10 protein-coding genes are annotated in these 11,712 nt (G+C 67.9%); 5 read left to right on the forward strand and 5 right to left on the reverse strand.

Translation table 11 applies throughout. From position 1 onward, the window contains the following. Position 1: 1 nt before the first annotated feature. Both OVO38_RS00445 and OVO38_RS00450 read right to left on the reverse strand, forming a co-directional pair. Positions 2 to 817 carry a class I SAM-dependent methyltransferase gene (locus OVO38_RS00445; protein WP_267207644.1) on the reverse strand — a complete coding sequence of 272 codons (816 nt, stop codon included), beginning with the start codon at positions 815 to 817 and terminating at the stop codon, positions 2 to 4. Continuing rightward, positions 818 to 1,309 (reverse strand): DUF2505 domain-containing protein, encoded by a 492-nt coding sequence (locus OVO38_RS00450; protein WP_095275330.1) that lies wholly within the window; start codon positions 1,307 to 1,309, stop codon positions 818 to 820. On the opposite strand from OVO38_RS00450, the gene OVO38_RS00455 reads away from it, so the two are divergent. Then, positions 1,271 to 2,368, forward strand: a complete 1,098-nt coding sequence (locus OVO38_RS00455) for a UDP-N-acetylmuramate dehydrogenase (protein WP_267207645.1) — start codon at positions 1,271 to 1,273, stop codon at positions 2,366 to 2,368. The two genes, OVO38_RS00450 and OVO38_RS00455, sit on opposite strands and share 39 nt — an antisense overlap. Here the strand turns inward: OVO38_RS00455 and OVO38_RS00460 are convergent. Further along, complete coding sequence (locus tag OVO38_RS00460; protein ID WP_267207487.1) at positions 2,361 to 4,112, reverse strand: long-chain-fatty-acid--CoA ligase; 1,752 nt, start codon at positions 4,110 to 4,112, stop codon at positions 2,361 to 2,363. The genes OVO38_RS00455 and OVO38_RS00460 overlap by 8 nt on opposite strands. A gap of 96 nt (positions 4,113 to 4,208) precedes the next feature. Next, positions 4,209 to 5,936, reverse strand: coding sequence for a long-chain-fatty-acid--CoA ligase (locus OVO38_RS00465; RefSeq protein WP_267207488.1), 1,728 nt, complete (start codon positions 5,934 to 5,936; stop codon positions 4,209 to 4,211). A gap of 176 nt (positions 5,937 to 6,112) precedes the next feature. On the opposite strand from OVO38_RS00465, the gene OVO38_RS00470 reads away from it, so the two are divergent. Further along, a complete protein-coding gene (locus OVO38_RS00470; protein WP_233125686.1) occupies positions 6,113 to 7,081 on the forward strand; it encodes a MinD/ParA family ATP-binding protein in 969 nt (322 codons plus the stop codon). Between the two features lie 44 nt (positions 7,082 to 7,125). Continuing rightward, a complete protein-coding gene (gene mshA / locus OVO38_RS00475; protein ID WP_416358558.1) occupies positions 7,126 to 8,385 on the forward strand; it encodes a D-inositol-3-phosphate glycosyltransferase in 1,260 nt (419 codons plus the stop codon). A gap of 6 nt (positions 8,386 to 8,391) precedes the next feature. On the opposite strand, the gene OVO38_RS00480 is transcribed toward mshA, so the two are convergent. After that, entirely contained in the window at positions 8,392 to 9,567 is a 1,176-nt protein-coding gene (locus tag OVO38_RS00480; protein WP_267207490.1) for a hypothetical protein, read from the reverse strand. A gap of 86 nt (positions 9,568 to 9,653) precedes the next feature. Here OVO38_RS00480 and OVO38_RS00485 point away from each other — a divergent pair, with 86 nt between their 5' ends. After that, complete coding sequence (locus tag OVO38_RS00485; protein ID WP_267207491.1) at positions 9,654 to 10,400, forward strand: phosphoglyceromutase; 747 nt, start codon at positions 9,654 to 9,656, stop codon at positions 10,398 to 10,400. Between the two features lie 18 nt (positions 10,401 to 10,418). Further along, entirely contained in the window at positions 10,419 to 11,705 is a 1,287-nt protein-coding gene (locus tag OVO38_RS00490; RefSeq protein ID WP_095546980.1) for a sensor histidine kinase, read from the forward strand. The last annotated feature ends 7 nt before the right edge of the window (positions 11,706 to 11,712 follow it).

Consider the following 11,712-nt stretch of genomic DNA (forward strand, 5'->3'; position numbering starts at 1 on the left):
CCTAGTGTACGGCAGGGTCCACCGCCGCCCAGTCCACGGTGAGCACGTTGTCGCGCAGGGGTCGCCGCACCGGGTGGATGGGCCACCCCTTGGCCACGAGTTCTTTTCGGGCCTCGCGCCAGCGCACGCGGGGCCCGTATGGGTCGAAGGGGGCGGCGTGGGCGTAGGCCGCGTTGGCGTCGGTAAGCAGCACGTGGATCTTCTCGCCAGGGACGTTGCGGTGGATGAGGGCCTTGGGCAGGCGCTCGGCCACGTCACCCGGTTCGGCGACGTCGAAAGGGTCCCAGGCGAGGGTGAGGGAGCGGGGGCCGGTGGCGTCGAGAAGCACCCAGGTGGCGCGGCGGCCGATCTCGTCGCAGGTGCCTTCGATGAACATGCCGCCGGGGGCGAGGCGTTCGCAGACGGTACGCCAGGCCTCGTCCACCTCGGCGACGTCGTATTGGCGCAGCACGTTGAAGGCGCGCACGAGGTGGGGGCGGTAGCCGGCGAGCTCGAATCCGCCGAGCTCGAAGCGCACGCCGTCGCGCGGCGGCAGCACCCGGTCGGGGTGGATCTCCAGCCCCACGACCTGAGTGGAGGGGTTGGCGCGCCGCAGCCAGCGGGACCACTCGACGGTGGTGGTGTGCGAGGCGCCGTAGCCCACGTCCAGCGCGAGCGGCTCCCGCGCGCCGCGCAGCAGGGAGCGGATCGCGGGGTTGTAAAAGGCCCAGCGATCACAACGGCGCAGGCGGTTGTACCCGGTGGTGCCGCGGGTGATTACTCCGTACGGCTTGCCGGGGCCGGCCTGCGCCCTGAGGTTGTGGTGGTGCGGGGAGATTTACAGGTTCTCCGCGATCCACTGTTCGGTGAGCTTGGCCTCGTTTGCCACGATCTCCTCGAGCGCCTCGGCCACCTTCGGCTCGAGCGCTGCGCCCATGAACGGGATGTCTACCTTGGCCTCGTTGTCGTAGGCGAGGGTGGTGGTGTCGCCCTCGCCGGTCATGGTGATCTCGCCGGAGAAGTCGACCGGGGTGCCCTTCACGTCGCCGGTGAAGGTGTGGTTGGCGGTTGCGCCGTCCAGCTTGCCAATGTTGACCACGCGCTTGAGCTTGAGGTCCTGGCTGATCATGGCCTGCGCGGCCTCGGGCAGGATGGACTTGGGCAGCACTTCAAACAGGGTGGCGGTGTCACCGGTGAACTCGTGCAGCTGGCCCGGCTCCGGGGAGAGCTTCTCCGCGATGAACTCCCAGTACGCCTGGGTGGCGTAGGCCTCGGCGACCTTCTCGGCCGGCTGGTTGATGGTGACGGTGGTTTCACTTCGTGCAGTCATGCCCAACAGACTACCGTTGGTGGGGTGTCTGATTCATCTTTCGCCTCCCTGACCACGCTGCGCGTCGGCGGCACCCCCGCTGACCTGATCCGTTGCACGACCGCCGAGGAGCTCGCGGCCACCGTCGCGCGCCTGGACGCCGCGGGCACGCCACTGCTGGTCGTGGGCGGCGGCTCGAACCTGCTCGTCGCCGAGGGGAAGTTGGACCTCGTTGCGGTTGTCGCAGCAAACGCGGGCATCACGCTTGTCGACGCCCCCTCGTCCCCCTCCTCCCGCACCACCCTGCGCATCGGCGCGGGCACCGTGTGGGACGACGTGGTCGCCTACGCGGTCGAGCGGGGCCTCGGCGGAATCGAGGCGCTTTCCGGGATCCCGGGGTCTGCGGGCGCCACCCCGGTGCAAAACGTTGGTGCGTACGGCGCGGAGATTGCCGAGGTGCTCACCCGCGTGCGCCTGTGGAACCGCGAGACAAACACCGACGAGTGGGTGCCCGCGAGCTCCTTGGATTTGGCGTACCGGTACTCCAACCTGAAGTTCACGCACCGCGCGGTCGTGCTCGAGCTGGAGATCGAGCTGGAGCGCCGCGAGCTCTCGGCCCCGCTTCGCCACCTGGGCGGCGAGCAGGTCCCGCTGGCGCAAGCGCGCGCCTCGGTGCTGGCTACGCGCCGGAAGAAGGGCATGGTGCTGGACCCGGAGGATCATGACACGTGGTCGGCCGGCTCCTTCTTCACCAACCCCGTCGTGGAGTCGGCGCTGGCCGACGCGATTGAGCGCGAGGTTGGCGAGGAGGGGATGCCGCGCTTCCCGCAGCCTGATGGCAAGGAGAAACTGTCGGCGGCCTGGCTCATTGAGCGCGCCGGGTTCCCGCGCGGTTTCCCGGGCGAGGAGGCGCCGGCGCGTTTGTCCACGAAGCACACGCTGGCCCTGACCAACCGTGGCCGGGCGACTGCGGACGATATTGCGGAGTTGGCACGGCGGGTGCAGCGTGGCGTCGAGAAGCGCTTTGGCGTGGCGCTGGTGCCCGAGCCGGTGTGGGTCGGGCTCCCCCCGCTTAGCTGAGCATGTTGAGCAGGTCGTCGCGCACCTCGCGGCGGCGGATCTTGCCCATCTGATCGCGGGCGAGCTCCTCGAAGTGGTAGAAGGTGCGCGGCACCTTGTAGCGGGTGAGGTTCTCGCGGGCGAAGTCCTTGAGCCCCTCCGGGTCGAGCGCGGCGCCGTCGCGCAGCGTGACGCAGGCGACGACGTCCTCGGAGCCGTCCTCGCGGGGGCGCCCCACCACCGCCACATCGATAACGTCGCGGTGCTTGCGCATGACTTCCTCGACCTCGGCCGGGTAGACGTTAAAGCCGCCGGTGATGATGAGCTCCTTGATGCGCGAGACCAGCTTGATAAAGCCGTCTTCCTCCATCACGCCCATGTCGCCGGTGCGGAACCAGCCGTTGTGGAAGGCCTTCTCGGTGGCTTCCTCATTGTTGAAGTAGCCGCCGAAGACCTGCGGGCCCTTCACAAGGATCTCGCCCGGCTCGCCGAAGGGCATGTCCTCGTCAAGGTTGTCCTCGTTGGCGATGCGGATCTGCGTATCCGGGAACGGGATGCCGATGTAGCCCGGGCGGCGGTCCTCGGTGCGCGGGTTGCCCACGATGATCGGGGAGGTCTCGGTGAGCCCGTAGCCCTCGACCAGGTGGCCGCCGGTGAGCGACTCCCATTCCTCGATGACCTCGACGGGCAGCGAGGACGCGCCGGAGAAGCCGACCTGCACCTTGGACATGTCGACGTGCTTTTCGCGGGCCGTCTTCACAATGCGCTCGAAGACGGTGGGCACGCCCGGAATGAATGTCGGCGGGCGCTTCTTCAGGGCGTTCATGATCAGGTTCATCTTCGGCGCCGGCAGCAGGTTAAGCTCGCTGCCCACCAGCATCATGAGGGTGAGGGAGAAGGTGAGGCCGTAGGCGTGGAAGAAGGGGAGGGTGGCCAGCATGCGCTGGCCCGGCTCCTGCAGTTCCTTGACCCAGGCGCGGCCCTGCACCGGGTTTGCGTGCAGGTTTTTGTGCGAGAGCACCGCGCCCTTCGGCGCGCCGGTGGTGCCGGAGGTGTACAGGATCACGGCCGGCGAGTCCGGGGTGAGCGCCTCCGGGATGTCAATGTCCGCGCCCTCGCCGCCGATGGCGGAGCCGGTGAGCGCCTCGAAGGGGACGGTGTTGGTGCACGGACCGGTGAGCTGTGCGCGCGCCTCGCGCACCTTGGGCAGTGGGATGCGCAGCGCCAGGCGCGTCTTGCGCGGCATCGCGCGCGTCATGTCCACGCTGATCACCGTCTCCAGCGGCGTGTCCGGGCGAAGCTTCTCCAGCGTGTCCGCGGTCTTGTCCCACACGATGGCGATGCGCGCGCCGTGGTCGGCGAACTGCGGGCGCAGCTCGTTGGCGGTGTAGAGCGGGTTGTGCTCGACGACGACCGCGCCAAGCAGCTGCACCGCGTAGAAGGCGACGATGTGCTGCGGGCAGTTGGGCAGCATGATGGCCACGCGGTCGCCCTCGCGCACGCCGAAGGCTTTGAGCCCGGCGGCGGCGCGGCGGACGTCGCGGTCCAGCTCCGCGAAGGTGAGCGTGCGGCCGAAGAAGGTCGCCGCCGGCTTGTTCGCGTTGTTCTCCAGGTTCTGCTGGTACATCTCCGGCAGGGTGGTGGTGCCGTATTCCAGGGAGTGGTCGGTCCACTCCGGGTAGTACTGCAGCCAGGGCTTTTCCTGGTTCGGGTTAAAGGCGGAACCGGAGTTGCCGGTGCCGGAGGTATGCACTGTGGAAGACATGCCCCACACCTTACGCTTCCGTAGCTTTCTCTACCGTAGCGGGAGATGTGGGGCTTCTGTGAACTTCTGCGCCTCGTTGCGGCCCGTAATGTTCCGTTATGCGCCGTCCTCTTCCAGCATCCGGATGAGCGTGCGCTGCACGTCCCGTCGGCGGATCTTGCCGGTCTGGTCCCGGTCCAACTCCTCGAAGTGGTAGAAGGTGCGCGGCACCTTGTACCGGGTGAGGCGCTCGCGCGCGAAGGTTTTCAGCCCCTCCGGGTCGAGCGCCGCGCCGTCGCGCAGGGTGACGCAGGCGACGACGTCCTCGGATCCGTCCGCGCGGGGCCGGCCTACCGCGGCGATGTCGGTGACGTCCGGGTGCTGCCGGATCGCCTGCTCGACCTCGTCGGGGTAGACGTTGAAGCCGCCGGTGATAATGAGCTCCTTGATGCGCGCGACCAGCTTGATCCACCCGTCCGGCTCCATCACGGCCATGTCGCCGGTGCGGAACCAGTCCTGGTAGAAGGTCTTCTCGGTGGCCTCGGGGTTGTTGAGGTAGCCGGAGAACACCTGGGGGCCGCGCGCGAGGAGTTCGCCGGGCTCGCCGTCCGGCACGGTCTCCGTCGGGTTGTCCGGGTTGGCAATGCGGATCTCCGTGTTGGGGAAGGGGAGGCCGATGTAGCCGGGGCGGCGGGTGCCGTCGAGTGTGTTGCCCGCCAGGATTGGCGAGGTCTCCGTGAGTCCGTAGCCCTCGATGAGCCGGCCGCCGGTGGCCTGCTCCCACTGTTCGATGGTGTGGGCCGGGAGGGTGGACGCGCCGGAGATGGAGGTGTGGATAGAGGAGAGGTCCGCGTGGGATTCGACGGCCCAGTCGATGATCCGGTCGTACAGGGTGGGCACGCCCGGCAGGACGGTGGGCCGCGTCTTCAGGATGGCCTTCTGGTACAGCTCCGGCTTGGGCGCCGGCAGCAGCACCATCTGCGCGCCGCAGGTGAGCGGCAGCGCGTAGTTCAGCGTAAGGCCGTAGACGTGGAACATGGGCAGGATGCCCAGCACTTTTTCCTCTACCGCGCCCCAGTTTTCCAGCCAGGACACGCCCGCGGTGAGCACGGAAGTGATGTTGCGGTGGGTGAGCGGCACGCCCTTCGGCGCGCCGGTCGTGCCTGAGGTGTACAGGATCACCGCCGGGTCGTCGGCGCTGATCGGCGGCTCGCCGGCCGGTACCCCGCCGCGGCTGGCAACGTGCGCGCCGCCGCGCCCCTCCAGGAGGTCCTTCATATCGATCGTGCCGGGCGCCGGGCCGGTGAGCTGCGCGCGCTTGTCTCGGATTGGGCCGACTGGCACGGAGAGCGCGGCGCGCGTGGCCCAGGGCATCTCGTCGATCATGTTCACGGAGACGACGGTCTCAAGCGGGGTGTCTTCGGTGAGTGTGGTGAAGGTGTCCGCCTGCTTGTCAAAGACGATGGCCACCTTCGCCCCGTGGTCGATGAACTGGTCGCGCAGCTCGTAGGCGGTGTAGAGCGGGTTGTGTTCCACCACGGTTGCGCCCAGCCGTAGTACGGCGGTCAGCGCCACGACGTGCTGCGGGCAGTTCGGCAGCGCGAGCGCGACGCGGTCGCCGCGGCGCACGCCGAGCCCGGCAAGCGCGTTGGCCAGCCGGGTGACCTTCTCGTTGAGCTGCGCGTACGTCAGTGCCTTGCCCATGAACCACGTGGCGTCGCGTTGCGGGGTGGCGGCCACGTTGGCATTGAACATGCTGACCAGGGTGTCGCTGCCCAGCCTAGGGTGCGGGTCCGTCCACTCCGCGTACTGCTGGATCCAGGCCTTCTCGTCGGATGCGCTCACCGTCACTCCTTAGTTATAGTGAAATAAGTAGATGCGAGTATAACCTACGCAACCGTAACTTTGGAAAGTTTTTCGCTTGGAACATCCTCCGAAACGCATTCGCGTTGCACGCTTCCCCCAGCTGCCTTAGGCTTGGTGCCCACACGTTCAGGGGGAACAATTCAAGGGGGATTTCTGTGACCACGCTCAGTGACGGCCCAATCGAGCTCGTCCCGCCACAAGCGCTCGACCACTCCAACCTGGTCGATCCCGTCAAAGCGCCGCCAAAACGCGGCTGGCGCAAACTCGTCCACACCGCCACGCGCGGCCGGATCAACCCCGGCGGCTCGCACAAGGAGCTCGAGCACGAGCAGCTTATCGACGCCATCCGCGCACCCCTCCGCGGCGACTACCGCATCGCCGTGATGAGCCTCAAGGGCGGCGTGGGCAAGACCACGACGACCGTGGCCCTCGGCGGCATCTTCGCCGAGACCCGCGGCGACCGCGTCATCGCCATCGACGCCAACCCGGACCTGGGCACGCTCGCCCAGCGCGCCGCGGCGACCACCCCGGCGACCATCCGCGACCTGCTCGCCGCGCCCGACACCTCGCGCTACCCGCAGGTGCGCGCTTACACCAACCAGTCCAGCTCCCGGCTCGAGGTGATCGGCTCCGAGCGCGACCCCGCCGTCTCCGAGGCGTTCTCCGAGCTGGACTACCGCCGCTCCATCGACATCCTGCAACACCACTACAACGTCATCCTCACCGACTGCGGCACCGGCCTGATGCACTCCGCCATGGCGGGCGTGCTGGACCTGGCCAACGCGCTCGTGCTGGTCACCTCGCCGGCGCTCGACGGCGCCCAGTCCGCCGCCGCCACGCTGGACTGGCTCAATCTCCACGGCTACGACCAACTCGCGGCCAACTCCACCGTGGTCATCTCCGCGGCCGCGCCGGGCAAGCCCACCATTGATACGGACAAGCTCGCTGCGCACTTCGCGTCGCGCACCCGCGCCGTGCATGCAATCCCGTACGACCGGCACCTCGCCGAGGGGGCAGTGGTGGACCTGGACCGACTGGCGGCGCCCACCAAGCGCGCCTACCAGTACCTCGCGGCCGACGTGGCCAGCGACTTCAGCGCCTGGCACAAGCACGCCGCCTACTAGGTACGCGCGCTGCATTACCCTGGGGCGCTATGGATGCAGATGCACTGCGCGTGGGAATGATCTCCATGCACACCTCGCCCCTGGAACAGCCCGGCGTGGGCGATGCCGGCGGCATGAACGTGTACACCTTTAACGTGGCAAAGGGGCTCGCGCGCCAGGGCGTCCAGGTGGACGTGTACACCCGCGCGACCCGCCCCAGCCAGGGGGAGGTGGTGCAGGTGTGCGAGAACTTCCGGGTGATCAACATCGTCGCCGGCCCCTACGAGGGGTTGCACAAGGAGGAACTGCCCACCCAGCTCGCCGCGTTCGCGGGCGGTGTCGTCCAGTTCACGCGCGCCCACGACCTGCGCTACGACCTCATCCATTCCCATTACTGGCTCTCGGGCCAGGTCGGCTGGCTGCTCGCAGACTTGGCCGGCATCCCGCTCGTGCACACGGGGCACACGTGGGCGGCGGTGAAAAACGCGGCGTCGAATAGCAGCTCCGAGGGCGAGGCCCGGCGCATCTGCGAGCAGCAGCTCGTGGACAACGCGGACACCCTCGTGGTGAACACCCGCGACGAGATTGACGAGCTCTCCCGGCACTACGACGTGGACCCCTGCAAAATCAGCGTGGTCACCCCGGGCGCGGATACCGAACTGTTCACGCCGGGCACGAACCGCAACACGGAGCTGGCGCGCCGCCAGCTGGGCATCCCGCTGCACGCCAAGGTCGTCGCGTTCGTGGGGCGCCTGCAGGACTTCAAGGGGCCGCAGGTGCTCATCCGGGCGCTGGGCCAGCTCCACCGCGAGCAGCCGGGCCTGCCGGTGCGCGCGATTGTGTGCGGCGGGGCGTCGGGAAGCGGTGCGAGCGTGGACCACTACCGGCAGCTCGCGCGCGACGAGGGCGTTGGACACCTCGTGCGCTTCCTGGGGCCACGGCCGCCGGAGGAGCTGGTGTCCATCTACCAGGCGGCGGACGTCGTCGCCGTGCCCAGCTACAACGAGTCGTTCGGCCTGGTCGCGGTCGAGGCGCAGGCCACCGGCACCCCCGTCGTCGCCGCGCGCGTGGGCGGGCTGCCGCTCGCGGTGGCGGAGGGGGAGACCGGGGTGCTCGTGGATGGTCACGAGCCCGCCAGCTGGGCCGAGGCGCTCGGGGCATTGCTTGACGACGATCCCCTGCGCATCCCCATGGGCGAAGCCGCCGTCGCGCACGCCGCCACTTTTAGCTGGCAGGAGAGCGCGAAGGCGCTGGTCGGCGTCTACGAGCGGACGATCGCCGAGTTTGAGCCCGGGATGGACGACCGCCGCGCCATCGGCGGCTAGTGCGGGCTAGTGCGGGCGGCCCTGCCCGAGGACGTCGTTGAGCAGGTAGTTCGCCCCAGTGACCGCGAGCTGCTGGGCGTGGTGGTCAGCCGCCGCGCCGGCCATGTTTGCCACTTCCTGCGCGCCCTCCACGGAGTTGACCTGGCTCGCGCGCTGCGCCAGGGTGTTGGCATCCTGCTGCGCGACGGCGACCGACTTGTCCCAGGCCTCCTTCGGCGTGGAGATCTCCACCTCCGGGTTCTCCTCCTGGATTGTGTTCATGACCTGGTCGAACTCCTGGTTCAGCGAGGTGTACTCCGCGTGCGGGGCCGTCGACTGCTCCAGCGTGAACTCCTCGTTGACGTGTCCGTCGGGCACGCCGTAGGCGTCCTCGATGATGCGGTCCGCCGGCTGGGCCTTGCCCAGCGGGCCGATGCCCATGGAGGTGACGCCGATGACGGCGCCGTCGTTCGGGTCGTAGTTGATGCCGCCGGAGTCGCCGCCCTGGTAGTTCAGGCCCCAGGAGTAGACGCCGTTGCGGCTGCGGCCGATCTGCGTTCCGCAGGAGCGGCCGGACGTCGCGCCGTCCTTACAGATGGGCTGGCCGAAGTTGTCCGTGCTGAACTGGTTCACCGGCAGGGTGGGGTAGTCGCGGATGCTGCGCAGCTGCACGGGGGCACTCACCGGGGCGCCGGCCGCGTTGCTGGACTGGGAGATGCTGGTGGCGGGCACGGAATCGTCGATAAGCACGACGCCCCAGTCGTCGGTGTTGACGGTGTCCCAGAAGAACTCGTGCGGCCAGAAGGTGTGCTCGTACTCGGTGGGCTTGTGGGCGGCTTTGCGCTCGCCGATGCGCGGGTATTTGCCGGCGACGGGGACGGTGGCCTCGGTGCTAAACGTCGGGGTTTCGTTGTCCTGGAGCACGCAGTGGCCGGCGATAAGGAGGACGCGCTCGCCGCGGATCGTGCCGCTCGGGCCCTGGGAGCAGGACGCCACGCTGGCCTCAGGTGGGATGGTGATGTGCCCGTTGGCCGCACCCTCGAGTGGCATCTCGGTCTGCGGCTCCTGCGGGAAGACGCGGAACGCGCCGCCGGGTGCTACCAGCGCGGGCTCCTGCGCCGTAGCGGGGGCGGCGAAAGTTGCGGCGAGTGCTGCGGCGGAAAGCGCTACGGCCACGACTTTACGGGTGCGGGCGAGCTTCATAAGTCCTCCTCGAATGGTGGTTTAAAAGGTCTGTCTATGAGAGTACGTGAACGCATGCTGAACGGAATCGTGGCATGCTGGGAACCATGAGTAACGGAAAGCTAATTCTTGTCCGTCACGGGCAAAGCGAGTGGAACAAGTCCAATCAATTCACCGGCTGGGTTGACGTCAACCTGACCGAGCAGGGTGAGCAGGAAGCAATCAACGCAGGCAAGCTCATGGCCGAGCAGAATGTGCTGCCCGACATGGTGTTCACCTCTCTGTTGCGCCGCGCGATCCGCACCGCAAACCTGGCACTCAACGCGGCTGACCGTCACTGGATCCCGGTGGAGCGCAACTGGCGCCTCAACGAGCGCCACTACGGCAAGCTGCAGGGCCTGAACAAGGCGGAGATCCGCGACGAGTACGGCGAGGAGCAGTTCATGACCTGGCGCCGCTCCTACGGCACCCCGCCGCCGGAGATCGACCCGGAGAACGAGTACTCCCAGACCCACGACCCGCGCTACGCCTTCCTCCCGGAGGTGCCGCGCACCGAGTGCCTCAAGGACGTTGTCGAGCGCTTCCTGCCGTACTACGTCGACGTCATCCTGCCGCAGGTGCTCGAAGGTAAGACCGTGATGATCGCCGCGCACGGCAACTCCCTGCGCGCGCTGGTCAAGTACCTGGACAACATTTCGGACGACGACATTGCCGGGCTAAACATCCCGACCGGCATGCCGCTGGTCTACGAGATTGACGCGGACGGCAAGGTCCTCAACCCGGGCGGCACATACCTGGACCCGGAGGCCGCCGCTGCCGGCGCCGCTGCCGTGGCAAACCAGGGGCAGAAGTAAGACCCTAAAGTTGTCTGCATGACCCCACTTATCGCCTTTTTCCTGGGCATCGCAGTCGCCGCGCTCGCCGCTCCAATCCTGCGGCGGGCGCTGCGTTGGCGCGAGCGCAACCGGGAGTACACGGCGGAGTCGGAGCCGCAGGCAAGCTCGATCAGCCAGATGTATCACCTGGCTATTCAGGGCTCCCCCACGGGTATCGCCGTCATGGAGCGCTCGGGACACGTCACGCTTTCCAACGCTCGCGCCCACGACATGTCCGTCGTGCACGACGGCACCGTGAACCCCGAGGTGTGGGCGGTGGCCGAGGAGGTCTTCGACGACCAAGAGGAGCACATCCTCGCCCTCGCCCTCCCGCAGCGCGCAACGGGCAGCCGGATTCGGAACGTGCGCGCCGTGATTAAGCCGCTCACGCTCACCCAGAACTCGTACGCCGTGGTCTACGTCACCGACGAATCCGAGAACGTGCGGATGGAAAACGCGCGCCGCGACTTCGTGGCCAACGTCTCCCACGAGCTGAAAACGCCGGTCGGCGGCATGGCGCTGCTTGCAGAGGCGCTCATGGAAGACCCCACGGACGCGGACATGGTCACCTACTTTGGCGCGAAGCTGCAAAAGGAAGCCCACCGGATGGGGGAGATGATCACAGACCTGATCTCCCTGTCCAAGCTGCAGGGCGCGGAGGCGCTCCCGGACATGAGCCCGGTGCGGGTGGACGAGATTATTGACGACGCAATCGAGCGCAACCACGTCGGCGCGGAAAACCGCTCGATCGAGCTCATCCGCGGGGAACGCACCGGGCTGCGCGTGATGGGGGACCGCCCCCTGCTCACCGCAGCCGTGTCCAACCTCGTCTCCAACGCGGTGAACTACTCGCCCGACGGCAAGCCGGTGAGCATCACCCAGAAGGTGGTGCGCGGCAACGTCCTGTACCTGCGCGTGACCGACCGCGGTATCGGCATCGCCCCCGAGGACCAGAAGCGCGTCTTCGAGCGCTTTTACCGGGTGGACAAGGCCCGTTCGCGCTCCACGGGCGGGACCGGCCTGGGCTTGGCCATTGTGAAGCACGTGGTGGCAAACCACGGGGGTAACATCAAACTATGGTCCCGGCCCGGAACGGGATCGACGTTCACCATTGAGCTGCCGATCTTCGACCCGGAGCAGGCCGCGGAGCGCGCGGAGCTCGAGCGCGCGGCCGCCGAATCGGAAGCGGCGGGCGAGCCAGCAGTGACGGCCAAGGGGCAGCCGAAGTCGGGCACGAACACCCCGGTGCGTAACGTCATGCGTCGAGTGAAAGCCAATAAGTAGGAAAGGG

This window comes from Corynebacterium sp. Marseille-P8863 (assembly GCF_946902955.1).
GTDB lineage: Bacteria > Actinomycetota > Actinomycetes > Mycobacteriales > Mycobacteriaceae > Corynebacterium > Corynebacterium gottingense.